This window comes from Levilactobacillus acidifarinae DSM 19394 = JCM 15949 (assembly GCF_001434835.1).
GTDB lineage: Bacteria > Bacillota > Bacilli > Lactobacillales > Lactobacillaceae > Levilactobacillus > Levilactobacillus acidifarinae.
The window spans coordinates 273,363-298,872 of the sequence record NZ_AZDV01000028.1 but is presented as its reverse complement, the minus strand read 5'-3'; the positions used below and the strand labels follow the sequence as shown (position 1 = coordinate 298,872).

The 25,510-nt window shown below is 53.4% G+C and carries 23 protein-coding genes and 1 riboswitch; of the genes, 14 read left to right on the top strand and 9 right to left on the bottom strand.

What is annotated here, in order from left to right; genetic code table 11:
- Nucleotides 1–11: 11 nt before the first annotated feature.
- From FD25_RS13090 to FD25_RS13080, 3 genes are read right to left on the bottom strand one after another with little or no spacing between them, the layout of a single operon-like run.
- Nucleotides 12–665, bottom strand: a complete 654-nt coding sequence (locus tag FD25_RS13090; protein ID WP_057804696.1) for an energy-coupling factor transporter transmembrane component T family protein — start codon at nucleotides 663–665, stop codon at nucleotides 12–14.
- Entirely contained in the window at nucleotides 662–2,071 is a 1,410-nt protein-coding gene (locus FD25_RS13085) for an ABC transporter ATP-binding protein (protein WP_057804695.1), read from the bottom strand. The genes FD25_RS13090 and FD25_RS13085 overlap by 4 nt, the downstream gene beginning before the upstream one ends.
- Nucleotides 2,072–2,087: 16 nt before the next feature.
- Nucleotides 2,088–2,654 (bottom strand): ECF transporter S component, encoded by a 567-nt coding sequence (locus tag FD25_RS13080; protein ID WP_057804694.1) that lies wholly within the window; start codon nucleotides 2,652–2,654, stop codon nucleotides 2,088–2,090.
- Between the two features lie 78 nt (nucleotides 2,655–2,732).
- A riboswitch (TPP riboswitch) is annotated at nucleotides 2,733–2,824 on the bottom strand.
- A gap of 262 nt (nucleotides 2,825–3,086) precedes the next feature.
- On the opposite strand from FD25_RS13080, the gene FD25_RS13075 reads away from it, so the two are divergent.
- The 7 genes from FD25_RS13075 (at nucleotide 3,087) to FD25_RS13045 (ending at nucleotide 10,506) form a co-directional block, all read left to right on the top strand.
- Complete coding sequence (locus FD25_RS13075) at nucleotides 3,087–4,256, top strand: D-alanyl-D-alanine carboxypeptidase family protein (protein WP_057804693.1); 1,170 nt, start codon at nucleotides 3,087–3,089, stop codon at nucleotides 4,254–4,256.
- A 248-nt stretch (nucleotides 4,257–4,504) separates the two neighbouring features.
- A complete protein-coding gene (locus FD25_RS13070; RefSeq protein ID WP_057804692.1) occupies nucleotides 4,505–5,674 on the top strand; it encodes a D-alanyl-D-alanine carboxypeptidase family protein in 1,170 nt (389 codons plus the stop codon).
- A 220-nt stretch (nucleotides 5,675–5,894) separates the two neighbouring features.
- Nucleotides 5,895–6,722 carry an HAD family hydrolase gene (locus FD25_RS13065; RefSeq protein ID WP_057804691.1) on the top strand — a complete coding sequence of 276 codons (828 nt, stop codon included), beginning with the start codon at nucleotides 5,895–5,897 and terminating at the stop codon, nucleotides 6,720–6,722.
- 77 nt (nucleotides 6,723–6,799) lie between these two features.
- Nucleotides 6,800–8,101 carry a PTS transporter subunit EIIC gene (locus FD25_RS13060; RefSeq protein WP_057804690.1) on the top strand — a complete coding sequence of 434 codons (1,302 nt, stop codon included), beginning with the start codon at nucleotides 6,800–6,802 and terminating at the stop codon, nucleotides 8,099–8,101.
- Nucleotides 8,088–8,903 (top strand): alpha/beta hydrolase, encoded by an 816-nt coding sequence (locus FD25_RS13055; protein ID WP_057804689.1) that lies wholly within the window; start codon nucleotides 8,088–8,090, stop codon nucleotides 8,901–8,903. Before FD25_RS13060 ends, FD25_RS13055 begins: the two co-directional genes overlap by 14 nt.
- A gap of 54 nt (nucleotides 8,904–8,957) precedes the next feature.
- Nucleotides 8,958–9,773, top strand: a complete 816-nt coding sequence (locus FD25_RS13050; RefSeq protein ID WP_057804688.1) for a Cof-type HAD-IIB family hydrolase — start codon at nucleotides 8,958–8,960, stop codon at nucleotides 9,771–9,773.
- Between the two features lie 79 nt (nucleotides 9,774–9,852).
- Entirely contained in the window at nucleotides 9,853–10,506 is a 654-nt protein-coding gene (locus FD25_RS13045) for a hypothetical protein (protein ID WP_057804687.1), read from the top strand.
- 190 nt (nucleotides 10,507–10,696) lie between these two features.
- Here FD25_RS13045 and FD25_RS13040 read toward each other — a convergent pair whose 3' ends face one another.
- The gene (locus FD25_RS13040) at nucleotides 10,697–11,653 is read right to left on the bottom strand and encodes a nucleoside hydrolase (protein ID WP_057804686.1); all 957 of its coding nucleotides are present in this window, start codon (nucleotides 11,651–11,653) and stop codon (nucleotides 10,697–10,699) included.
- Between the two features lie 191 nt (nucleotides 11,654–11,844).
- On the opposite strand from FD25_RS13040, the gene FD25_RS13035 reads away from it, so the two are divergent.
- Nucleotides 11,845–12,888 (top strand): PrsW family intramembrane metalloprotease, encoded by a 1,044-nt coding sequence (locus FD25_RS13035; protein WP_057804685.1) that lies wholly within the window; start codon nucleotides 11,845–11,847, stop codon nucleotides 12,886–12,888.
- On the opposite strand, the gene FD25_RS13030 is transcribed toward FD25_RS13035, so the two are convergent.
- Nucleotides 12,873–13,628 (bottom strand): alpha/beta hydrolase, encoded by a 756-nt coding sequence (locus FD25_RS13030; RefSeq protein ID WP_057804684.1) that lies wholly within the window; start codon nucleotides 13,626–13,628, stop codon nucleotides 12,873–12,875. The genes FD25_RS13035 and FD25_RS13030 overlap by 16 nt on opposite strands.
- A 45-nt stretch (nucleotides 13,629–13,673) precedes the next feature.
- On the opposite strand from FD25_RS13030, the gene FD25_RS13025 reads away from it, so the two are divergent.
- A complete protein-coding gene (locus FD25_RS13025) occupies nucleotides 13,674–14,666 on the top strand; it encodes an NAD(P)/FAD-dependent oxidoreductase (protein ID WP_057804683.1) in 993 nt (330 codons plus the stop codon).
- A 392-nt stretch (nucleotides 14,667–15,058) separates the two neighbouring features.
- Here the strand turns inward: FD25_RS13025 and FD25_RS13020 are convergent, their stop codons facing one another.
- Nucleotides 15,059–17,149: an LTA synthase family protein gene (locus FD25_RS13020; RefSeq protein WP_057804850.1), complete on the bottom strand. Its 2,091-nt coding sequence runs from the start codon at nucleotides 17,147–17,149 to the stop codon at nucleotides 15,059–15,061.
- A gap of 348 nt (nucleotides 17,150–17,497) precedes the next feature.
- On the opposite strand from FD25_RS13020, the gene FD25_RS13015 reads away from it, so the two are divergent.
- Both FD25_RS13015 and FD25_RS13010 read left to right on the top strand, forming a co-directional pair.
- Entirely contained in the window at nucleotides 17,498–18,157 is a 660-nt protein-coding gene (locus FD25_RS13015; RefSeq protein WP_057804682.1) for a histidine phosphatase family protein, read from the top strand.
- A gap of 17 nt (nucleotides 18,158–18,174) precedes the next feature.
- Nucleotides 18,175–18,615, top strand: a complete 441-nt coding sequence (locus FD25_RS13010) for a GNAT family N-acetyltransferase (protein ID WP_057804681.1) — start codon at nucleotides 18,175–18,177, stop codon at nucleotides 18,613–18,615.
- Between the two features lie 136 nt (nucleotides 18,616–18,751).
- Here FD25_RS13010 and FD25_RS13005 read toward each other — a convergent pair whose 3' ends face one another.
- The gene (locus FD25_RS13005) at nucleotides 18,752–19,273 is read right to left on the bottom strand and encodes a C40 family peptidase (protein WP_057804680.1); all 522 of its coding nucleotides are present in this window, start codon (nucleotides 19,271–19,273) and stop codon (nucleotides 18,752–18,754) included.
- 199 nt (nucleotides 19,274–19,472) lie between these two features.
- Here FD25_RS13005 and FD25_RS13000 point away from each other — a divergent pair, with 199 nt between their 5' ends.
- Nucleotides 19,473–19,940 (top strand): MerR family transcriptional regulator, encoded by a 468-nt coding sequence (locus tag FD25_RS13000; protein WP_083484185.1) that lies wholly within the window; start codon nucleotides 19,473–19,475, stop codon nucleotides 19,938–19,940.
- A gap of 108 nt (nucleotides 19,941–20,048) precedes the next feature.
- On the opposite strand, the gene FD25_RS12995 is transcribed toward FD25_RS13000, so the two are convergent.
- Entirely contained in the window at nucleotides 20,049–22,850 is a 2,802-nt protein-coding gene (locus FD25_RS12995) for an MMPL family transporter (RefSeq protein WP_057804678.1), read from the bottom strand.
- Between the two features lie 201 nt (nucleotides 22,851–23,051).
- Here FD25_RS12995 and FD25_RS12990 point away from each other — a divergent pair, with 201 nt between their 5' ends.
- Both FD25_RS12990 and FD25_RS12985 read left to right on the top strand, forming a co-directional pair.
- Complete coding sequence (locus tag FD25_RS12990; protein WP_057804677.1) at nucleotides 23,052–23,291, top strand: hypothetical protein; 240 nt, start codon at nucleotides 23,052–23,054, stop codon at nucleotides 23,289–23,291.
- 12 nt (nucleotides 23,292–23,303) lie between these two features.
- Nucleotides 23,304–24,281: a linear amide C-N hydrolase gene (locus tag FD25_RS12985; protein WP_057804676.1), complete on the top strand. Its 978-nt coding sequence runs from the start codon at nucleotides 23,304–23,306 to the stop codon at nucleotides 24,279–24,281.
- Nucleotides 24,282–24,457: 176 nt separating this feature from the next.
- Here the strand turns inward: FD25_RS12985 and FD25_RS12980 are convergent, their stop codons facing one another.
- The gene (locus tag FD25_RS12980; RefSeq protein WP_057804675.1) at nucleotides 24,458–25,444 is read right to left on the bottom strand and encodes a YdcF family protein; all 987 of its coding nucleotides are present in this window, start codon (nucleotides 25,442–25,444) and stop codon (nucleotides 24,458–24,460) included.
- Between the last annotated feature and the right edge of the window lie 66 nt (nucleotides 25,445–25,510).

The window sequence follows — 25,510 nt, the reverse complement described above, 5'->3', positions numbered from 1 at the left end:
CTCCTTTCGAGTTAGGGCAGACCCAGGAAGAGTCCAACTTGGACTAAGACCAAGCTGCCGGTAAAGTAGACCCAGTCACGGGGCTTCAGGGGGATGGTTAGTGCGTAAGTCCGCGGAGCCCCCTCCACGTAACCGTGTGAGGTCATGGCGTCAGCCAGTTGTTCGGACCAGGTCATGGCCGTTAAAATGACTTTAAAGTACAGTTGAGGTGACCAGACGTGGAGCACCTGACCCCGCATCAAAGCGGCGGCACGCACGGTGGCGACCTCCGCACGAATCTTCGGAAACAGGTTGAAGGCGGCCAGAAAGCCGTAAGCAAATTTTGAAGGCAACTTGGCGTTTTGCTCGAGCGACCGGGTCAGCTCGAGGGGAGCCGTGGTTTGCGTAAAGGTCGCCCCAAGGTAGACGTAAACGAACATCCGGGTGAACAGAACGATTAAGAAGTGGGACGTCGCGTTCCCCCGGAGCATCAGCGACCAGACCAGCGCGCTGGCAAAGAAGAGGGGAACGACCGTCAACCACAGCAGTGTCCGGAGCCGAATATGGGCGACTAATAAAATAATCAGCCCAATCACAATCAAAGCGACGTTGACCGCCCAGACCTGGGTGAACGAGACCTCCAAGGCAATTAGGACGATGACGGCTAATTTTAACGTGGGATTCACGATGTCGCCTCCTGATAGACAAATTGTTGGTGGGTCAACGCCAAGTGATAGTCCACGTAGTCGTTGAGTCCGCCGAGCTGGTGACTGATCATTACCAGCGTCAGGTGGAGCGCCCGTTGGGTGGTGGTCAAAAGCTCCAGGGCCGCTTGGACGGATTGCAAATCGAGACCTTTGAGGGGTTCGTCGAGGAGTAACACGTCCGGGGCCATGATCAGCATACATAGAAGTTGCAGTTTTTTCTGTTGCCCGCTGCTGAGTGAATAGATGATTTGCTGATCGCGACCGGTCAGGTTGAGCTGGTCGAGGGCAGCTTGAATCCGGTCGGGTGTGAAGTACGTCGTGTTGCCGTATTTCTGAGACAGGGCCAGCTCTTCGGCGACCGTGACGTTGAGAAATTGGGCCGTGGCGGCTTGAAACATCAGGCTGACGTGACGAGCATAGGCGCGCCGACGTAACCGGTGAATGTCTTTTCCCTGGTACGTTAACGTGCCTTGGTAGGTGCCTAAGCGGACGAGCGCCCGGAAAAAGGTTGACTTACCACTCCCATTAGGCCCCGTAATGAGGGTCAACTTATGCGTGAGTAAGGGCAGGTCTTGCGGGCGAATCAGTACCCGGTCGTTCCGTGTGAGCCCAAATTGGTGTCCCTGTAAGCAACTTTTGGTGGTCGCGTCCGGTAGTTGGACGTGAGTCAACTGTAACCGTTCCGGCGTAAAGGCGGACAGGCGTTCTTGCGTGGCCGTTGCCGAAAGGGTGGTTAGTTGTCCGTTGTGGAGCACCGTTAAATGGTCGACCCACTTGGCATAACCACTCAGGTCGTGGTCGGCCAGAATGATGGTTTTGTTGCGGTCGTGACAGAGTTGAACCAGCCGCGTGAGCAACGTTTGTCGGGTGGCCGGGTCGATGCTGGCGAAGGGTTCGTCCAGTAAAATCACGTCGCTGTCCATGGCCACGATGATGGCGAGCGCAACCTTCTGCTGTTCGCCGCCGGACAGTTGCATCAAAGACCGGTCACGTAGGTTAGCAATCCCCACGAAGTCTAAGGCGGCCGTAATCTTAGCGGCCATGTCGGCGGGCGCGACCTGCTGATTTTCCAGGGCGAACCGCAGTTCGTTGGCTACGGTATTCATGGTAAACTGCGTGCTGGGTTCTTGAAAGAGCAGCGCAACGGTGCGGGACCGTTGCGTGGGTTGTTGGTCGGCGAGTGTTTGCCCGTCGAAGGTGATTTGCGCGGTAGTTGGTAACGGCGTTAAGCCCGCAATGAAGCGTAAAAGCGTTGTTTTCCCGCTACCGGACGGACCGGTTAAAAGGGAAAAGCGACCACCGGAAAAGGTGGCCGTGAGATCCCGTAAGACGGGGGCTTGATGGGTCGGGGCATAAGTTAAGTTTTGAATGGTGACGGTCGCCAAATAGGTTCCTCCAGTACTAAGCGTTTGCGCGTGGGGACAAAACGTGGGCCCGACTCAACAAGTTAGTGATGAGTTTGGTCAAGACGCCCCCGAAGACAAAGACAGAAATGAAACGGGTAATGAGTAGAACCATCATGAAACCGAATTGGTACTTGTTGTACCCACTACGGAAGAAGTCCCACCCAAAGGTCACTAACGTGGTGGTGAGGGCGCTCAGTACCAGGGTCAACCAGTTGTAGCGTTTGTATCCCGTGAGGACGAATCCTAATTCGGACCCGACGCCTTGAACGACCCCGGAAATCAGGGTTGCGGCGCCCCACATCCCGCCGAGAAACATCTCGACGACGGAGCCCAAGAGTTCACCTAACGTTGCGGCGCCGGGAATGCGAATGACGAATCCGGCCAGTGGACCGGCCATGCACCACAGACCTAACAGTAAGTCGTTAGCCATGGGTTGTAGACCAAATGGGGCGAGAGCTGCCCCTAAAACGGTGTAGAGGGGGCCGGTTACCCAGAAAATAACCCCCATAAAAATTGCTAAAATCGTGACTAGAATAATATCCTTAACGTGCCAACGTGCCATAAAATTGTCTCCTCCTCAATTTTGCCGCTGAGGTGTCCGAAGGTGAAAAGCCCCCACTAAATTGATAGTGGGGGCCAATTGCTTGATAAGTCACCGTCCCTTCGCTGGAATTGTCCAGAGCAGGTTCAATGGGTTTGATCTCAGCCATACGGGCACCCCAGTCGGATTTAAATTACTCTTAGCGTAACCATTCTCTGGGGAAAATGCAACCGCTAACGGGGGACAATCGTAACCAAGGTTTTAGCTGTTGAGATGAGAAACGGTCCTGATGAAAAACAGTGTGACCCGACAAACGGTCCAGACCAATTAAGAGCTTTGGCGTCAGTTGCCCCAAGTGGTAAACTGATAAATGGTCGAATAATTAGATGTTTTGGTTAATCAGCCAATGGATTAGTCGCCCATAATTTAGAATGTAAAGAAGGATTTCGGGTCATGCAAAGTTGGCAGTTGAAGTTAGTCGGTTACGGGGCAGTTTTAGTCGCCGGCATAGGATTGGGTAGCGGGCAACCGCTCCAGGCGCAGGCCGCATCGTACCAGACGGTCGCAACGCAGAAGGTGGCCAAACACGCCTATCACCGAAAGGGACAACAGGGTGCGCTCTATAACCGGACACACACGAAGCGAGTTGCCAGTCTGCGGGCTTACCCGCACACGACTTGGTACGCCACACAAAAGGCCACGCTCAAGCACGGTAAATCTAAAGGCGTTTATCTGTACGTGGCTAACGCGAGTCGGTCCGTGAAGGGCTGGGTCTGGCGCGGTTATCTGAAGACCGGTAAAGCGGCCTTTCACTTGAAATACGCGAAGGGAGCCGTGGCGTTAGATGCCAATACCGGAAAGGTCGTTTGGGCCAAAAACGCCAATACGGCACGGCCAATCGCGTCGACCAGTAAGATTATGACCCTCTACTTGACGCTCAAAAAGGTGCACAGTAAGTCTGGTAGTTGGCACAGTATCGTGAAGACCAACAGTAAGGGCTTGATTGCCATGGGGAAGAATTCCTCGGTCGGGGGCTTTCGGTTCAAGGTCCATCATAAATACACGGTCAAGGAACTTTACTACGCCGCCTACTTGGACTCCTCGAATAACGCGGCCATTGCCCTGGGTAAGTGGGTCGCCGGCAGTAACGGAAAGTTTATTCGGCAGATGAACGCGCAGGCGAAGGCTTGGCACCTTAGTCATGCCAAGTACGTGTCCGCTTCCGGACTGGAAAATAGCGATCTTCGGCGGTACGGCTACGCTTATGGCACGGCCAATGCCAATGAAGTATCGCCTAAGGATCTGGCCATCGTGGCCCGCCATTTGATCACCAAGTATCCGCGGGTCGTGGTGGACGGAAAGATTGGGTCGAAAACCGTGAACGGTCAGCTGTGCTATAACTACAACAACCTGCTGCCGGGACGGAAATACTACCGAGCGTCGTTAAACGTGGACGGGTTGAAGACCGGATACACGCCGTTGGCGGGCTACTGTTTTGTGGGGACGGCCGTTCGCCACGATAAGCACCGGCTCATCACGGTGGTTCTCCACGATGAGAACGAATTTACGGAAACGCGGTCGTTGATGACCCACGCGTTTGCCGCGAAGGAAATGAATTATTAAGATTTGCCGCAGGAGCCGATTAGTCGTTGGATTAATTAGCCTATGCGTGAACGGGGTGCGGACCAATGGACCGCGCCCCGTTTGTTTATTCAGAAGATTAAGTGAGAAAACTAAATGCCGCCAAGGGGTGGATTACAAGAAGATGACACGCACAACAAGCGGATTACAAAGTCTTGGTGGGCGTGTTGTTTTCGACGGGAACGTGTTAGGTTGGAAATAGCTTATCAAAACTAGAAGGGACTCATGACATGACAGTTCGTAATTTAAAGCTCGGGGCCTTGGCGTTTGTCGCCACGCTGACCCTGGGCGTCGGCTTGACCCATCCCCAAACCGCGCACGCGGCCACGTATACAACGGTCTCGTCGAAAACCTTAACGAAAACGGCGTATCACAAGAAGAGCACGAGTGGCGCCTTGTATACGCAAGGCCATTCACGCAAGGTCGCCTCACTGAAGACCTATCCGAACACGACTTGGTATGCCACGCAACAGGCGACGTGGAAGCACGGCAATTCGAAGGGTATTTACCTGTACGTGACCAACAAGGCTGGTTCCGTTAAGGGCTGGATCTGGCACGGTTATTTGACCAAGGGGACTGCGCCGTTTGGGTTGAAGTACGCCAAGGGTGCCGTGGCGATGGATGCTAGTACCGGAAAGGTCGTTTGGTCTAAGGCGGCCAACACGGCACGGCCAATTGCCTCGGTTTCTAAGATTATGACCCTCTACCTGACCTTGCAGAAGGTTAACAGCGGGTCGGGAAGCTGGAACGACGTGGTCGACACCAGCAGTAAGGGCCTGGTTGCGATGGGCAACGACGCCGCGTGCGGGGGCTTTAAGTTTAAGTCCGGTCACAAGTACACGGTGCAAGGCCTCTACTACGCGGCCTACCTTGATTCGTCCAACAACGCGGCGATTGCGCTGGGTCAATGGGTGGCCGGGAGCAACGCCAAATTCATCCAGAAGATGAACGCCCAAGCCAAGAGCTGGGGGCTGACGCATACCAGCTTCGTGTCGGCATCCGGGTTGGAAAACAGTGATCTTAAGGCCTTTGGGTACAACTACGGTTCGGCTAACGCCAATCTGGTTTCGCCCAAGGACGTGGCGACGATTTCACGCCACCTGATTAACGACTATCCCCGGGTGGTTACCGACGGAAAGATTGGCTCCAAGAGTGTCGATGGCCAATCGCTTTACAACTACAATAATCTGTTGTCCGGTCGGAAGTACTACCAGGCGTCGTTGAACGTTGACGGGTTGAAGACCGGGTACACACCGCTGGCAGGGTACTGCTTCGTGGGGACTGGCCAGAAGAGTGGCAAGCACCGGGTCATTACGGTGGTGCTTCATGATGAAAATGAATTCACGGAAACCCGCTCGCTAATGAATTATGCGTACAAATCTAGCAGTATGGCTAGCTAGGCTGGGGACTGCTGAGTCTGCATGACCTACCGAAATAAGAAAATTAACGAGCCCGTTTTATAGACAGTATTCAAATGGTTAACCAAGGGACCTTCGCGGCATTACACGCGAGGGTCCTTTTTGGCGGAACTGAGTCAAGCAAGGGTTAGTCGTTGCGTCCCGTACGGGAAATCGGTATGCTGAAAGTACTTTCATGGACGCAGAGGGGGATTGAAAAATCATGTTACCACGACTCATTGCAACGGACTTAGACGGCACTTTTTTGGACCCACGGGGCACCTACGATCACGCGCGCTTGGACCGCACGTTACGCGCGTTGACTCGCCATGGGAGCCGCTTGGTGGTGGCGACCGGTGACCCGCTCAATCACGTGCAGGCCTTATTTGGTGGGCTGCAGGAAGCGGCCCAGCTGACCTACGTGGTTGAGGACGGCGCGTTGACGGCTACGGGGCGGGGAACGATTTGCCAAACGCGGCCGATTCCGGCTGAGCTGGTCCGCACGGCGGTGGCCTGGATGCAAACGGCACCGAGCTTCACGGGCAACTTTCTGATTAGTTGTGGCGTGACGCGGGCGTACACGGAATTGCCGGCGACCGGTGACCGGTTCCGCGCGTCTCAAGCCTTCTATCCCAGTCTGACTCACGTTGCTCAGTTGGGCCGGGTCACCGTCCCCATTCTTAAATTGGACGTGACCTGGCACCACAGCGACGTTGCCCCCCAAGTCGCAGCCTTTAACCGAGAATTTGCGGGGCGGCTGGTGGCGACCAGCAGTGGGCTGGGCGGTTTAAACGTGTCGCTACCGGGGGTTAATAAGGCCACGGCCGTCCAAGCGTTAGCCCAAGACTGGCGGGTATCGCGAGAACAGGTGGCGGCCTTTGGGGATTCCGGCAATGATTTGGCCCTGTTACGGTGGGCCGGTCAGGGGATTGCGGTGGCGAATGCGGCACCCGAAGTCCGCGCCATCGCGGATCAACAAACGACACGGACCAATGCGGCGCCGGTTGTTTTAGATCAGATTGACGCGTGGTTAGCCACGTTTGAGGAGTGACCACCCTAACCAATCGTTTCGAGGAAGGTTGTCCCCGACTGACGGGTTACAATCGAAGGCGATGGGGGTGGCGGTGCATGGCAAAACAAGTGAGTCGATTCGGCCAGTGGGCCATTGCGAGGGAACTATGCTGGCGTAAACGGCAACAGGTCCGGGTGGTCATGACGGCGCTACGCCTGGTCTTTCCGTTGGTCTTGGTGGGGACCTTAGCCGACCTGGTTAACCGTAGTTGGTTGGAATCCACGGGCTACTATTACCAGACCCTCCACGTGACGTCTTGGTTGTTGCGACGGACTCGCTTACAGCAGGGAGTCTTGCTGGTTCAGACCGGTGCGTTGGGCTTGGCCGTTTTGGGTGTGGCGTTTGCCGTCAGCTATTTATTGATCGCCCGCGTGACGCGCCAAACCAGTGATCGGTTGATGGGCGGCGGCTTAGCGGTCCTGGCCCTGCAATTTTTGAACGTCAATCCGGCCACCTTGCGGGCTGGTCGGCCCCTCGACTGGACGGCGATGAACTTAGGTTTGACGGGCTTGGCCCTAGGAATCGCAATCGGGTTGCTTATTGGCAACCTGTATGGTTGGAGCGTCAAACGGTGGTCGCAACCGAGTGATGTCGTGATTCGTCCACTAACGTTAGGCACCCTGGGGGTCTTGTTGACGGCATTGCTGGGGGTATTGTGGCTCATGCGCGCGCCGCTGGGGTCAACGACCGGATTAACCGCGTGGTTGCGCGGGCCGCTGACTGGAGCGAGTGGTTGGGGATCCCTCTTAGGCGTTAGTGTGCTAAACGGGGGCTTGGCCTGGTTAGGGGTTTTGAGTCCACTACCGAGTACCCCGCAACAAGCCGCAATGGCCGCCCAGAACCTGGCGACGGTCTTGGAGACGAACAGCTGGCGCTTACCCCATCCGCTGACCGGTCAGACGATCTTACAACCGTACGCCAACATGGGGGGAACGGGGATGACCTTAGGGCTACTGGTGGCCATCTTTTTGGTGACCCACAACGCCACGCAACGGCACATCGGGTGGCTCAGCGTCCTTCCCGTGTTGGGGAATTTTAATGCGCCACTTTTAGTCGGCTTACCCGTAATCCTGAGTCCCATTTTGTGGCTGCCGTTCTTACTGGCGCCGGCGGCCTGTCTGTCGTTGAGCAGTCTGTGTTTAGCCCTCCACTGGGTGCCCGCTTCGGCGTATGCGTTTGCCGTGGGGACGCCTGGTCCGCTGATCAGCTATCTGGGAACCGGGGGTGCTTTATCGGCGTTAGGGTTAGCCAGCATCAATCTAGTCCTAAGTACGGCCATCTACTACCCGTTTGTGAAGTGGGCGGCCATTGCGGAACAACGCGTTCACGAGGAGGCCATCAGTGATGCGAAGCTTTAACCATTATTGGAGCTTAGGGATTATTCTCGCCTTGATTTGCTTACTCAGTGTGCCGGGCCTGTGTTGGCACTCGCAGCAAATTCGCGCCGCCCGGGCCACTTACCGTAGTGCCATGGCGCCGGTGATCTTGGTGCCGGGGTCCAGTGCCACGCAGAACCGGTTCAATCAGCTGGTCAAGGAACTGAACACCCAGACCAAGACCCAGCACAGCCTACTACGCGTCGAGGTTAAAACCAACAATCAATTAGTCTACAGTGGGGCCATTCGTCGGGGGGATCGGCAGCCATTTATTGTCATTGGCTTCCAGAACCGCGCCGATGGGTTGACGAATATTCGTAAACAGGCGGCGTGGTTTACGATTGCGTTTCGAGCCTTGCAGAAGACCTATCACTTTAACCACTTTTCGGCCATGGGGCATTCCAACGGCGGCTTGATCTTGACGTTGTTCATGGAAAACGCGATGGCGAAAACCGGGGCGCATGCCGACCGGTTGATGACCATCGCGTCGCCGTTCAACCTGGAAGAGGCCAATCCCAAGGTGGATACGCCGATGTTTACCCAACTGGTGGCTGGTCGACAACACCTGTCCAAAGACCTAGTTGTCTATTCACTCGCCGGCAGTCAGTCATATACCGGTGACGGTATCGTGCCGTTTGACAGTGTCGATCGGGGCAAGTACATCTTTCAAAAGCAGGTCAAAAGCTTCACCCAAATCACCGTGAGTGGGGCCAACGCTAACCACGCCAACCTCCCGGAGAACCAACAGATTGTGCGGTTGATTCGTCAGGACCTTTTGGACTAGAGGTTCACTTTTGAAATCGTAACGAGTAAACTGAGGTTAACTGGAGGTTAGACCATGATCAAGATGATTGCGCTCGATTTAGACGAGACGTTACTGAATACCGATAAGACGATTAGTGAGGAGAACGTGGCCACTTTACAACGCCTGCATCAGGCAGGGATGAAGGTGGTTCTGTGTACCGGCCGACCGATCAATGCGATTTGGGGGTACATTAAACAACTAGGCTTGACGACGCCGGGGGACTTTACGATTACCTTTAACGGGGCCTTAGTGGTGAACAATGTTACCAAAGAAACGTTGGCTCAGAGTGGGTTGAAGCACCGCGATTTTGAGCTGTTACACGCGTTTGCGTCGGCCAACGGGTACCCGTTAGATATTTTGGATTTTGAACAGGTTTATCCGATTGCCGATTTAAAACCGTCCGTGTACCAGCAGATGCTCAAGGCACCGATGGCCTTCACACCCACGAATTTTGCCGATCTGCCGGATCATCTCTACAGCAAGGCGGTCATGGCCACGGACGCCGCCGTCTTGGATCAGGTCGTAGCAACCCTAACGCCGGACCTGAAGCAGCAGTACCACGTAGTGCGGTCACAGCCGAAAATTTTGGAATTTTTAGCGGCCGACATGGATAAGGCCGTGGGCTTAGGTCAGTTATTGACGCACTTTGGCTGGAACTTTAGTAACCTAATGGCCTTTGGGGACGCGGAAAATGATCTGGGTATGATCAAGGCGGCTGGTGACGGGGTCGCCATGTTAAACGGACAGCCTGAGGTCAAGGCCGCGGCGAACCATCAAACGCCAACGGAAAATAATGCGGCCGGGGTGGCCACCTATTTACAGCAGGTCTTTGAAGACGCTATCAATTAATGAAACACCTTAACTGAGAAGGCGGGTCGAATGTGGCACACTAAATAAAACAGTTACGTTACTTAAGGAGGAAAATGAGATGCGTTTATGGGCGAAGATCGGAATGACTATGTTAGTTGCGGGCACCATGGGGGGCGTGTTAACGCCTAGTGTGGCTAGTGCCAAATCAACCCCTAAGTTTGTGAATCAAGATCTTCAAAGATATTACAAGAGTGCTAAGGCGAAGAGCGCCTTCCACTTTGCCACAATCCAATCCACGACAAATAGTAAAAAAACGGCCCCGATTCTGGTCATGGGTGATTTTGGCAGTGACCCTAGTATCAAGTACGGGACAATCACGTCACTGAAGATGAGTAAGAACAACAAGGTTTTGACCACCAAATACCGGTTGTTGAACTTTAAGCAGACGGGTGACAAGACCACCACGTCGGTGTCCAAGAAGACCTACACGTTCAAATTAACCAAGAAGTCCACGAATAAATTCAGTGCTAAGCTGACTGGGACCAAGGCTAACCGACGTTTAGGCACCAGTGGGACGACGTATACGTACACCCGGACTAAGACCAGTCCGGCCCAGGCTTACGCGACCAAGTACGTAAAACCAACGATGTACAAGAAGTACTTAAAGGCGTTTGACTCGATCGATGCCACGCAGGCCCAAAAGGAACAGGTGGCCACGCAGTACGCCAATGAAGCGGTCACAAACATGGTGAAGAACTTTAACGTGAAGTAGGTTCACCCGTGCTGTGTTAGTAGGGGGTGCTTGAAGGGTTAAATGCCATCCTAGAGGCAGGTTGCTTCATTCTAACTAGCATAATGTTTAGGTTAGCAAATTAATAACAGATCACAAAAAATCCAGTGGCCGCAAAGACCAACTGGATTTTTTTGACTTAAATCGCCAATAGGCGAGCTGAGTTGATAAATTAGTTTTGCTTGAAGAGGTTCGTCAGGTAGTCCATGAACGTCTTTAAGTAACGGTCAGCGTCCACTTGGACGGCCACCTTGACGTTAGTGGGTTCGTTCAGCCGGTTATCATCACCGATGGTCCGACCGTAATCTTCCTTACCGTACTTGACCAGCATGTTGAGATCCAGCGTTTGGACGAAGGAAGGATCCAATGAAACCCCAACGGCCAATGGATCGTGTAAGGCACAACCACCCAAGTTATCGTTGAATTGACGGTAGGCTTCGATGTAGTAGTCGACGATGTCGGCAAACTTTTCACCGGACTTAGTGCCCAGATCACGCCATTGTTGGGTTTCCTTGCGGGTCAATAAGGTCCGTAAGGTCACGTCTAAGCCGACCATCGTGGAGTGTAATGGACTCGTCAAAACGGCGTTAGCCGCTTCGGCATCCTGGTTGATGTTGGCTTCGGCAACGAAGGTCACGTTACCCGGAACGGTTAAGGCGCCACCCATGAAGGTCACGTTACCGATTTCCGTGGCAATTTCTGGGGCCTTCTTTAAGGCGGCAGCCAGGTTGGTCATGGGACCGGTTGGGACTAAGGTTAAGTCCTTACCGTATTTGTGGGTGGCGTCGATCAAGAAGTCCACTGCGGATTCTTTTTCGATGGCCCGCTTAGGTTCTGGGAGGTCGACTTGGCCAATCCCGTTTTCTCCGTGGATGTTGGCACTTACTTGCATCCGGTCAAAGTGGTCACTGGTAGAAGAGTGACTTTCCCCAACGTAAACGGGAATGTCAGTGTGACCTAATAATTCCAAAATTTTTAAGGCGTTCTTGGCACCGTCTTCAACGTAGACGTTCCCGTAAGAACCCATGATCCCGATTAAATCAACATCCGGGGCCCCCAAGGCGTAGGCGATGGCTAAGGAGTCATCGATCCCAGTATCTAGGTCCAAAATCATTTTGCGTTTTGCCATAATTGTGTATCCCCTCTGTAATCCATAGTCGGCTAAATGCCTAACTTAACTATAATGTAACGGGTTACATTCTGCAACCCTCGGCGGCATTTGTTGAAGGCGAGCAGACTTCACGGTAAGATAGGTGGGGACTATTTTAGCCCTTGGTCGTGCTGCGGTGACGGCCAAGGTAGCGTAAAGGAGGATCGGCCATGGCGAATAAGGAAACGGTCAAGCCGTTGAAACGGCGGTTTCATTATCATAATCATCTGTTAGACGACGCCACCAAGGAAATGAACGAATGGACCGGTGAGAATAAGGTGGTGGAGATTCATCTGTTTGCCATGTTCTCGGAGGTCTTCAAGGCCCACAACCGCGACGACGCCGAATCCCTGTTTATCGTGGGAACCCGTAACACCACACCCTCACTGGAGGCGGTCTCCGTGACCCCGGTCAAGCCCTGGCTGTTTTCACGAGTGTTTGCCGTTTTGGGCAGTAGCTTTGTTTTGCTAGCCATGCTTTTTTTGGTTTTTCGGAGCAATAACGCGGTACCCGGAATGATCTTTATTGGGTCGTTGACCGTGCCGTTTTCGTTACTGATTATGTTTTTCGAAATGAACGTGTTTCAGAACCTTTCGGTCTACCAGCTGTTAACGATCTTTCTGGTGGGTGGCATCCTATCGTTGGTGGCAACCATGATTCTGTACTCCCTGATTCCGTCGGGTAACGGGACTTCCTGGGAATCGGCACTGATCGTGGGATTCATCGAGGAAACGGCCAAGATGCTGGTCATTGCCTTTTTTATCAACCGGTTTCAGCTCAACTACATCTTTAACGGGTTACTGGTCGGGGCCGCCATCGGTGCGGGGTTCGCGGTCTTCGAGACGGCGGGTTACACCGGCCAATACGGGTTGGTCACGCTGCTAATGCGCAGTTGGCAAGCCATCGGCACCCACACCATCTGGTCAGCAATCATGGGCGCGGCAATTATTTTAGCCAAAGACCGCCATCAACCCGTCACGGGGAGTAACATGGTAGCCCCGAAGTTTTTACGGTTCTACCTGCTAGCCATCCTGCTGCACGCCGCGTGGGATTGGAACGCCCCGTTCGCGGTGCTGGACATGCTTTACTTGCAGCAGTGGGTCCTGATTGCCATCGGGTGGTTGGCCATCTACGTGCTGGTCAATGCTGGCTTGCGGGAGGCTCGGACCTTACAGGGACAACGAATTTTAAAGGCGACTCAGTTGGGCCGATAAAGAAACGTTGCGACTTCTCTGTCGACCGGACCACTCTCGTGTAACAAGGAGTGCTCCACCTGCCACAGGTGGCCGTGTATGATTTTGAACCGGTAACTGGCAACGTGCCCGCGAACCAACGGGGCAAGCTGGCGGGCATCGGTTAACGGGACCTCACCGTCGTTAGGCACCGCATCGATCATGCCCGCCAGGTTTAAAACCTTGAGTTGGGGATAATGCCGGGTTAGTGGGACAATTCCGGGAAAATCGGCACCGATGCATACCAGGTGCATGACGGTCACGGGAGCTTGTCGGGATAAGTTCAGGTAGGCCAAAGCGATGGTCCCACCCGACGAATGGCCCACGAAGTTCACGTGTGTGATGTGGTAACGCGTGGCTAAGTCGTTGAGGACGCCGACCAGTTGGCGGGCTTCCCGTTGGGGGTGCGTATTATCCGCGAATAGGACGGGAATAATGGGGTTATTGGCCCGGACGGAACGTAGCTGTTCCCAGCTAACGTGACCGTTAGTAGCCACGTGAGCGGTCAAACTATGGGTGGCCACGTGGGGTTGGCTTAAGGTGAGCGTCATGCTCCGTAACGAAAGCCAGTTGCCACCGTCTCCCGGTAATAACAGGGTCGCCGTACCGGTCTGGGGGACGCGCAGCTGGTGCAGGGCCCGATGATGGGCCGCCCACGCGCCCGTCAAGCCCAGCACGATGAGAAGACTAATTCCCAGACTAATCCAGCGAGCACGATGCATACTCAGACTTCCTTTCAATTAAATTTAAAAAATGGAGTGATCAACATGACTGAAACGTACGATATCACAATTATTGGGGGCGGCCCCGTGGGGATGTTTGCCGCCTTTTACGCGGGAATGCGCAACGCCAAGACCCATTTGGTGGAAAGCCTAGCCGACCTGGGGGGCCAGGTGAACGCGTTGTACCCCGAAAAGACCATCCTCGACGTTGCCGGGTATCCCGCCATTCAGGGGCGAGATCTGATCACGGCTCAACGGCAACAGTTGGCCCAATTTCCCCTGACTATTCAAACGGGGACGCCGGTCACCAATCTTCAACGGATCGTCGAGGGATTTGCAATCACCACGCCCAAGGGAATCACCCACAGTAAAACCGTGATCGTGGCGGTGGGTAACGGAGCCTTTGCGCCGCGGCCCTTGAACGTACCAAACGTCGATGACTTCATCGCTCGTGGGCAGGTGAGCTATAGTGTTCCCGATAAGGAACAGTTCCGCGGGCAGCGGGTCTTGGTGGCTGGTGGGGGCGACTCGGCCATTGACCAAGCCCTGATGCTGGAATCGGTCGCCGAGTCGGTGACTTTGTTACACCGGCGCAACACCTTTCGCGGGTTGGAGCACATGGTTGACGTGTTGCACCAATCCAGCGTGACGGTGAAGACCCCGTACCTGATCCGCAACCTCGCTCCTACGGCCGACGGTGCGGTGGACGTGACCATCAAGACGGTTGGGGCCGATACCGAAGAACACGTGATTGTCGATAAACTGCTGATCAGTTACGGTTTCACGTCCGACTACCACGTGATCGAGGGCTGGGATCTAGCCTTTGAGCGGGATCGGCGTTTGATTGCGGTCGATTCAACCATGATGACCAGCGTGCCGGGCGTTTTTGCGATTGGGGATGGCGCCACGTACACCGGTAAGCAACCGCTGATTGCCACGGGTTATGGTGAGGCCCCAATCGCGGTGCACCAGATCATGGCGGCATACTTCCCGGATAAACGGGGCCCGATTCACAGTACCTCATTGCGAGAAGGTTAACCGGTGATCGCTGTGAAGTGAAGGTTGCGTCGTGCGGTTGAGTTCTATGCTAGGTTGTCAGGCAATCAAGACAAGAATAGCTAAGGTTGGACGATGTTACGCTCAGAGCAGTTTTAAATTTGATCATTTGACGGTGCAGCCTGGAGGTGAGCAGGGGCTCAGCCAGCGAAATTATCCTTAGTTGACATCTTTTGTCGACTTAGGATAAGGTCGAGTTTTGAAACTCGCGGGTTTAGCGAGGTTCAAAATCGTGCCCGCAAGCGTTCCAGCCCCTGCTCACCTCCAGGTGACAGCTTTAGCTGAAATGATATTAATCGTAACTTAATTATAAAACCAAAAACACCATCCCGGTACTGGAAGGTCTTCCAGAATTGGGATGGTGTTTTACGTGATTACTTACCGCTGGTATCGTCTTGGTTGGTAATCTTGATGCGGTTCGAATCGGTTTCCTTGTGATTCAGTTCCGGTGCGTCGGTACTGTACCACTGCTGCGTGGATTTGTTCCCGTTGCGCGAGAAGAGGCTGGTGGACTTCAAGCCCAGCTTGTCTTCGAGCTTCTCGGCCTTTTCCAACCCGTCGGCGTAGTTATAGTCGTTCGGGTCAACGGCTTTAAAGCCCTTTGGGTGGTAGAAACGCAGGAGGTTCTTTTGGTTCAACGAGTCCGAATAGCTTAAGGCCTCGTTGACGTGTTTTTGCATCTTTTCGATGGCCGTCTTTTGCTTGCCGGTCGGGTGCAATTCTTCACCGGTTTTATTGCTGTAGATGGTGCCATCGACCGACGTATAGTCGGGACTCTCCCAATCGCGGTTTCGGAAGGCCACCACCTGGTTGTGTTCCTTAGAGAACAGATCGGTTCCAAACTGCAGGTACTTCTTGGAACTGATGCCCATCAAGTGGAGCAGGGTCGGGAGAACGTCGATTTCACCACCGTACTGGTGTTCCACCTTGCCGTGGGTGTAGCCCGGCATGTTAAACATCAGTGGCACCCGTTGAAGCTGAGCGTTATCGTAATCGTCCCAATCATCGGGATTAACGCCTAAGACTTTCGCTAAGGCCTTGTTCGACGAGTTGGAAATCCCATAATGGTCCCCGTAAAGCATGATGATCGAGTTCTTGGCTAGCCCCGATTTCTTGAGGTAGTGGTAGAATTCCTTAACGGATTGGTCCAGGTAATGGGCAGTCTTAAAGTAGTTGTCGACCGTCTTATCACCGGTATTCGGCGTCTTGAAGCTGGAATCCTCACTATCCAGCGTGTACGGGAAGTGATTGGTAACGGTTAGGTATTTGACGTAAAACGGTTGTTGCAGGTGTTGGAGATATTTGACGGAATCGTTGAACAGTAATTTGTCCTTTAACCCGTACCCCAGAGACTTATCCCCGGAGGTATCGTAATAACTGGCATCGAAGAAGTACTGGTAACCCAGGTTCTTGTAGGTGTTACTGCGGTTCCAGAAGCTGGCCACGTTCCCGTGGAAGACCGCCGTGGTGTAGCCGGACTGGTCAAAGATGGCGGGGGCCGCCTGGAAGGTGTTGTCGTTGCCTAACTGGGTAAATAACGAACCTTGCGATAGGCCGAACGTCCCGGTCTCTAGCATGGTTTCGGCGTCGGAGGTTTTCCCTTGGCCGACCTCGTGGAAGAAGTTGTCAAAACTATAGGTCGAGCGACTATTGTAGAGCTTATTCAGAAATGGCGTGACTTCCTGACCGTTGACCTTACGGTTCAGCAAGAACTGTTGGAAACTCTCCAGGTGCAAGACAATGACGTTCTTGCCCTTGGCAACGCCGTAGAGCTTTTTGTCCGGAGCGGCGTAGTTTTGGTGCACGAACTTCAAGATGCCGTCTAGCTCGGATTTCTTGGCGTGTGAGCGGACTTCGCTGGTGTGTTGGGTCTTAATGCCGTCATAGACGGTAAAGGCGTCTAACCCCAAGTATTTGACCACGTAGGTCCGGTCGAAGGTCCGGGTCAGTAGTTGCGGCCGGTCCATTTCCCCCAACGTGAGGTTTCCTGCAAATAGCAGCATGGCCAGGGACGTGACGGCTAACCCCACCCGTTTGTTGACGGGGCGTGGATCGATGTAGATGCGCCGGGTCGCGAGTAAGGCCAACACGACAACCAGATCTAACCAGTAAAGAATGTCGTGCGGTGAGGTGAGGGCCAGCGAACTACCGGACAGGCCTTGATCGACCTTGGAGTAGCCCAACATGGTGCTCACGGTCATGAAGTCGGTGAATTCTCGAAAGTAGATCACGTTGATGTAGAGGAGTAACGTGTTGAGAATGTCGATTAAAAATAAAAAGGGATAGAAAAAACGGGCACGTTTAAAGTATAAGGCGAGTCCGAAGAGTAGGAGCGTCGTCGCCAGCGGATTCAACAGGAGGATCAGAAATTGAAAGGGATCACTGAGGTTCAAGTTGAAGTCGACAAAGTAGGCGACGAGGGTCTTTAGCCAAAACAGGATAACTAGGAGGGCCACGAAGCCCATTCTAGTCCCGGTTCGGGCCCAAATCTTTTTGAAACGTTCCACGATAATTGCTCCTTCGTATCAGGATAATAATGGGCCGAGACGGGCTCGGAAACAGACTAGGTGACGAGAACTTTCAGAATAAACGCGGGTTCTCGCCGGAATAATAGCCCTATTCTACCATAATTTGCCCCCTGAACTGGCAAACTACGGGGAACCATTTTACTTATCCTAGCAAAGAACTTCCAGGTCAGCCTAGTTCTAGGGGGAAGTTTAGGAAAACTTTAAGTCAACTGCCAAAATGTAACCGCTTTGGTGGGGTTATTTGGTACACTAGAGGTAAGTTTAGACGAAAGGTGTGAAGACGTTATGGATAAAGGAATCACGCTGTACGTGGTGCGGCACGGGCAAACCTATTTCAATATTTATAATAAGTTACAGGGTTGGAGTAACTCGCCGTTGACCGAGGCGGGGCTGGCAGATGCTCGACAGGCTGGTCAGCGACTTAAGGACGTGTCGTTTGCGGCGGCCTACTGTAGTGACACCACCCGAGCCGAACAAACGGCACAGACCATTATCGCGGCCAACGCTTCGGCGCCCAAGCTTGTGACGGCCCCGTTCTTTAGAGAAGAATTTTACGGGTATTACGAGGGGACCGATATGGCGCAAGCCTGGTACGTAGCCGGTGCGCCCCACGGCGTGCCGACGTTTAAGGCCATTGAAGCCAAGTATTCCATTGGTCAGGCTAAAGACTTCTTGAAGGCCGCTGACCCGTTTCATCAAGCCGAGGATAATGCGGAATACTGGCAACGAGTGGACCAGGGGTTTGACCTGATTCGGCACAATCCGGTGCTTCACGATGGCGATAACGTCTTACTGATTAGTCATGGCAACACGTTACTGAGCTTGATGGAACGCTATGGCCAGGGGAAGTACGACCTGAGTGTCCGTCCCGCTAACGGGAGCTTAACGAAGCTACGGTTGACCGCTCAGGACATTCAGGTCCTGAGTTACAATCAAAAAGATTAGGAAACGGAGCTGACAGTATGGAATGTCGCATGGCATGGGGGACCCAGAATCCCTGTTACCAAGACGCCGTTGGAATTCGACGCCAGGTATTTATTGACGAACAGGGGATCGATCCCCACGATGAACTCGACGGGACCGATGAAGATAAGATGCATTACGTGGGGTACGTGGACGACCACCCCGTGACAACGGCGCGAATCGATATGTTGGCCGGTAACCGGGTCAAGATCCAGCGGGTCGCCACGGTGGCCACTGCGCGCCATCAGGGGTACGCCGGGACGCTTATCAAGCAGATTATCGCCGACGCGCAGAAGTCGGACGTGGCGCGCATCGAACTGGACGCCCAGTTGACCGCCCTCGCATTTTACCAGGAACTTGGTTTTGTCGCGCTAGGGGAACCGTTTGAAGAAGCGGGAATCCAGCATAAGACCATGCGTTACCAAGGCGCTAAGAACTAAATGGAAACTCAAAACGGGGACCGGCCGACAGTGCGGACCCGTTTTTGAATCACAAAAAAACGTTGCCACTAGCCATCTGCTAATGCGCAACGTTTCGAGGTTTTTCCGATCTATTTATTCATGAGAACGTTAGGAGTTAGTTGTTGCTCGTCGTATCTACCCGGGCATAACCAACGGCGTGCCACCATGGGGCGTGAACGGCTTCGCGAACCACACCACGGTTTTGTGCATCGATCATCTTACCCTTACCAATGTACATGCCGACGTGAGAAATCGAGTACTTGCTGCCACCGAAGAAGACTAAGTCACCCTTCTTGATGTTGGCGTACTTCACGTGCTTGTAAGCGTTGAATTGCGCTTGAGCGGTCCGTGGTAAGGTTACGTTAGCACCCTTCCGGTAGATGTAGCTGGTAAAGCCGGAGCAGTCAAAGACGTTTGGTCCAACGGCACCGTAGACGTATGAGGCACCTAAGTGGGCCTTAGCAACCTTGTAAACGGATTTGAACGTCGTATTCTTAGTCGCAGCTGGTGCAGTTGTCTCTGTCGTGGGATCAGTTGTTGCATCGGTACTATCAGCGGCGGCTGTCGTGGTAGCCAACGTAACGGCTCCCGAAACAACTAGTGCGATTGTCGCAATACTTTTAACTAATTTTTTCATCCTAACATCACAACTCCTCATGAATTTACAAGTACAAGGTTACCAGTCTAATATGACAATTTTGTAACAAGTGAGTTGCAATGCCGTTAAATGTCTTAAACAAAACATTACTTTCTGGGAAGATAACTTGCGATTGGCGGGTAAAGCTTGGTAAACTACTTCTTGACAAAAACAGTTCAGCCAGAGGGAGGCAATGGACGTGGCAGAATTCACGGATGAAATGCGACGCGTATTTGACGTACACCGCTTGGTCTTTCGGATTGGGGAGTTGGCCAGCATGACGGGCGTGTCGCCACGTCAGCTACGGTATTGGGAAAAAAAGGGCCTCATTAAGTCGCGTGAACGCGAAGGTGAACAGGCCCGGGTCTATTCGTTCGGGACGTTTGTGAAGGTCTCCATGATTAAGTATTTCTTGGACAGTGGTTACACCCTGGCCGCCGCCGGGCAAAAGGCCGCGGCCAGGAACTCACGAGCTAAAGTCCTTCACCGGTTTATTTCAACGGGATTACAGGGATTTGCGGAGATCGACGGTCAAATGGCCATTAATCTCGGCCCCTTTGACGATCACCAAACGTTAATGGCGCTCCTGCCCGAAGACAAATCGGTCGCGTACCGCTTGGTGCCTAATGCCCAAGCGCAAAAGTTAACGCAGGCGTCACCGGAATAAAGGGTCAAGTGACCGGTCTGGGGAGTTGGTCGCTAAACTAAAAGTAACTGTCAAAAACGGGACCTCGCATTTCTGCGGGATCCCGTTTTTTGACGGTGACTGAATTACTTATTTTTGGTCATCTTTTGGGTGGTCGGTGGACTCATCGGTGTGGTGCCGCCGCCAGGAACGCCGCGATGGCCGTTTGGCTGCAGATTTCCGCGTTGGCCAGTGGAACTGGTAAGGTTTTTGCGCGGGAATAACCACGGAGAGCTTGCCGAAGGATGACGCCATTAACGGTAGCATGATGTTAAAGATGATCGCCGTCAAGACGGTGATTAACGTGACCGCCGTTAAGACTTGTGATTCGGCCGCTAGCAAGCCGAGGACGCCGGCAATCACGATGAACAGTGAATGCCGCATGGTTTGACCGACCTCGTGAATTCCGGGGAGCAGCCAATCGAGTAACGGTGCCTCGTTTAACCGGTAACTCAACGCTAACTGGGTCAATTCGACCACGGCGAGCACCGTCAGGGGGACGAAGGCCAGTAATGGCACTTGCCAGTTGAACTGACTGTTTCCGGTTAGCCATTGCATGATCAGACGGGTCAGTTGGTAACTGGCCGCTGCGGAAGCCAGGAAGGTCAGGAACCAGTAACTGGTCTGTAACAATGACCGACTAAAGATCACGAGTAGGAGTAACGTAATCCCAAAGACTAATAATAAGACACGTGGTAAGTCGTGTTGGAACTGTTCTTGTAACGTCGACGTTACGACCGGTTGGCCGGAGAAGGTCAACGTGGCATCCTTTAGCGACGTACCCCGTAACTGACTCGTAGCCACTTGTTTGAGCGACTGGAGCGTCTTGGTCGTGGTCTTGGCGTTCGGTTCTTGTTTCAACGTGATGGTCAGGTACGTAGTCTTGACCTTGGCGTCGGTGAAGTTCACCAGGGATTGTTGGAAATCACCACTGGCTAATTGCGTTGGCGTTAGGTACAAGGATTTCGCGGCTTCGGAATTTTGCAGCCCACCTAAGTACGTGTAAATCTTGTTAATGGACGTGTTCAGCTTTTGCACTTGCTTGCGCGTTTGCCCCAGGCTAGAGTTCACGGCCTTGATAGATTCTTGGTAGGTGCTCAGGTTAGACTGTACGGTGCTGACGTCACTGCTAGTGGCGCCAACGGCTGCGGCTAAGTTGGTCAGCGTTGTTGAGGCGGTGTTCAAATCGGTGTTGATCCGATTCAGCTGGCGAATATACCGGCGAGCGGCCTTAGAAGAGCTACTGCTGGTTGAGGTATTGCTTTGAACCGAAGAGAGGGCCGATTGAAGGCGACTGCTTTGACTGACTAACTTATCAGTCTTGGTGGAGAGTTTATCGAGGCGCTTGACCTCAGCCTTTAAATCCTTTTGCTTCAAGCCGTTTTGGTCGGCCTTGATGGCGTTACGGATGGACTGCAGTTGGCCCATGGCTCCAGACAGACTGGTGGTGACCCCGTTTAATTGACGGGAAACGTAGTACTGGGTGACGGGTTGGCCCCCCGGTTGGGTAACCGACGTCACCGCCGCTACCCCTGGTTGGGCCCGTAACTTCTTGGTTAAATTGTCGAGTTGGTACAGTTGATCCTGATTATCCAGCCGTTGCTTAGTTTGCAGGTACAACGTGACCGGCGTGGCTTTTCCTTGACCAAAGTGGGCACTGAGGACCCGTGCCCCTTGCACGGCTTGGTTATTCGGAATATCTTGCGCGTTATTGTAATTCAAGTGGGATTGGGTGCCGCCAAACAGGCCGACTCCGGCAAAGTAGAGGACGACGATGACCGCAATCCAGGGTTGCCAAAGTCCGAACCGAGCGAGTTGCCGCCACAACTTGTGGTCGGCCAACTGGGGCCGGGTCTTTTTTGGCCAGAAGAGGCTGTTTCCGAGCATCCCGGCAAAGACCGGAATCAGGGTCACGCTGGCCAAGCCGGTGATGGCAAACCCAACGCCCAGAATACCGAGCGCGCGGATGCTGGAGAATTTGAAGAGCATCAGGCTACCAAAGGCTAACGTCAGGCTCAGGGTACTGATTAAGATGCGGTAGCCCAGGTTGTGAATAACTTGGGTTGTTGCGGCTTGACTGTCCGTCCCTTCGTCGACCAGGTTGCGCAGGTCCCTAAAGAACCAAAAACTGGTCAGCAGGGTAAACAGGCTGATTCCTAAGAGTAAGAAGATCGGCGTGTATTCGGAATAGGCGAAGTTCCAGTGATAGGCCAAGTTCGTTGCGAGACTGAGGGTGGAAATATAGCTAATGAGAATGGCCAAGAAGGTAATGATTGGCGCAATAATGGAAGCAAATAAAATCCCCATCGCAACTAAGGCAATCAGTAGGGTCATCAAAATGACAATCAGCGTAAACGAGGCGATATGCTCGTTGGCCGCATCGCTCACGATCTCAGGACTGGTGACGTAGGTCTCCAAGCCGACCGTGGCAATTTCGTTCTTCAGTTGTTTGGCAATGTCGCGAACGGGTCCCTGATTATGACTGACGGCCAGTTGGACAATTTCCGTGGATTGATCCTTGGATAGTAACTGTGGCCGACTAGTCGGGGTGTTGGTTATGGTAGTGATCTTTTGAATCCCGTAGTAGGTCGACTTTTTCTGTAACGACGACGTGGTCTTGTTGATGGCGGCTAACTGTTTGTTCGTCAGTTTACCCGCGGGATTGTTAAAGACCGCGTTGACCGTATAGGTCCCATCAAGATTACGACCCCAATGGTTGCGTACTTGACTGGCCTTAACGGGTTGACTCGTATTCGCCAATTGTGGTTGACCATCATATTGAATGATCGTATTGACATTCGGTAAGGTCACGATGGCCGCAAAGACCACAACTAACCAGAATACGAGTGCAAAAATTCGGTTATGATGAAGCTTTCTAATCCGTTCTTGCATATGTAATCTGAGTCCTCTCTAAGTAATTAGTTTCCCGCCGTGCAAGCAGGGTGCAATTCATGCTTAATTCTACCATATTCAGGCCCATCCGAAAGGGATAGGTGTTGATTTAGGAAAAGTTAAGGAAGTCTTTTGATTGACTTCCCGCTAAAAGCCGGTAAAGTAGGAGTACTTACGAACTAAAAGAAAGTAGATGATTTTATGGCCAAACGCCATCATGCTTACGTGAGTCCCTTTGCGGCACTGATGGGGGCCCACCGGTTCGAGTTTGCCACCCAGCTGGCCCAGCAGACGGGTTTAGACCCCAGTCAAATTTTGTTTGCTTACTTACAAATTACGGCCAGCGTGGCCGGGATGGCCCTGTCCGGTGAAACGGCCCGGCAACGGACCATCGACCAACAGTTTCAACAATTCTTAACCGACGCTCAGGCCGCAGACTAGAGGAGGCGGACCATGTGTACCAGTATTTTACAGATTGCGAAAGATGGTAGCCACATTTTAGCGCGAACCATGGATTGGCACGTGATGCGCAGCATGCCGCTCTTCGTACCGCGGGGGTATCAATGGCAAAGCTTGTTTGACGACCAGTCGCACGTGACCAAGTACGCATTAATTGGTGGGGGCGGCCCCCACGACCACGAGATTGACGTGTCCGATGGTGTTAACGAAAAGGGGCTGAGCGTGCAGAAACTCACCTTTGCGAACGGTTCGCAACTGGTCGATACGCCCACACCGGGGTACGTTCATTTAGCCCCGTTTGAGTTTTCTTTCTATTTATTAAGTCGCTACGGTTCGATTGCGGAGATTGAGGCTCACTTACCCGAGATTCAGCTAATGAGTGGGCGGTTAGCGGCCAATTCAATCGGTGACAGTGAGTTACACTTCGCGGTGGTCGACCGAACGGGACGGACCGTGGTGATCGAGCCCACACACTTTCCCATGCGTATCCGGGAAAATCCGTTGGGGGTGGTCACCAACAGTAAAGACTTCGAGTTACAGCTTGAGCGCCTGGGTCAATACGTTAATTACACCGATGACTTTGTCGCCGGAACGGTTCCGGTAAACACGCCGCGGGTGACGACCGGGCGGTTTTCGGGTAAGCCGGTGCCTAGCGGGTCGTATACTCCGGGTGGGCGCTTTGTGCGGGCCGCCTACTACAAGGAACGGGCCGACCTCCCCGCTGACGAACCGGCGGGGATCATTAGCGCCTGGCATTTGCTCGATAGCGTGACGGTCCCCCAGAGCCACCATTACCGGCCAACCTATTCGGTCTACCGGGCGGCGACTTGTAGCGAATCCTTAACGTACTACTTTCAACCCTATAACCGGTTAGATGTGGTGCGGCTGCGCTTAACCCGGGAAATGTTGTCCTGGAAAACGCCAAAATTTTACCCGATAAAAAATGAATTCACTGTGACAGATTTAAACTAAAAGAAGTCAGGAGATAAGTCCTGGCTTCTTTTCATTCACCGAATAGACGGTGCCGAAACGTGGACCAAAGGACAGCAGATTCCGCTTAACCCCATCAGTCAAATCATCCCAAAACGGGATGATCTAACTGACGACGTTAATGCTCATCTGCTAAACGCCCTTTGGCACACTCTTTTTTAGATCAAAAGCCAGAGACCATTGATGACCACCAACGTCACGAGGACGCCCCGGTGCAGGCGGGGGTGAAGCATGAGGATGGCCAGAAATTCGCGAGCCCACGCCAGCGGTAGGTAGGACCAACGCGTCGGGGCGGGGACCCCAGGACACCGAATCCCCAAATGGTGGGCGAGAATTTGAGCGCGAAAGAGGTGGTAGCTACTGGTGATCAAGACGACCTGGCCGCCCTGCTGGGGCAACTTGACCCAGAGACGTTGGCTGTTGAAGAGGTTGGTTAGGGTGTTGGTCGCCGCCGTTTCTTGGACGATTCGTTCGGCAGGAAAACCGTGGGCTTGTAAGTAGGCCGCCATGGCTGCCGCCTCACTAACGGTCTCGTCGGGCCCTTGCCCACCCGTGACCAATAGTGTGACTGGCGAGGATTGGTGTTTGGCCAACGCTAAAGCGGTGTCTAACCGGGCGCCTAAGATGCGGCCAACCTGGTTACCGTTGACGAGTCCGGCACCCAGGATGACCAGGGTGTCGGCGTTCCGAAAGCGATGGAGACTCGCCCGACCGTAGCCCACCAGACTAGCAACGTAGAGGATGCCCAGATAAAGGCTAAAGACGGGAATAAACGTGACCCAGGGCCACAGAGTATCACTGAAGTGGCCGGTCAAGACGGCCCAAGTCCAACCGCCACCCAGGACTAACCAGCCGCCGATTGCTAGACGTAACCCCCAAGTGAGCCGTTCGCGTTTACGCAAGACCCGTTGGGGCGTGATGAGAATGAGTAGGAGGGTGAGGACCCCACTGACGGCCATGAAGGTCACGACCGCCCAACCAATCAAGGCTAATCCTTGGGCCCAAGCATGGTGGGAAAAGCTGGCAATTAAGATAATTAAGCCGCCGCTTAAACTGGTGATGACGGCGCTGAACAGACCGTGGGGTTGCCAAAAGGTCATTAGCGCGGTCAGACACAGGAGAAAAAAGATCAAACTGAGTAACATGTGGCCGGCCTCCTTTCGAGAAAAGATTAAGTTTTGTTGTGGCCTGCATCAAAGTCGTTTCCCCTG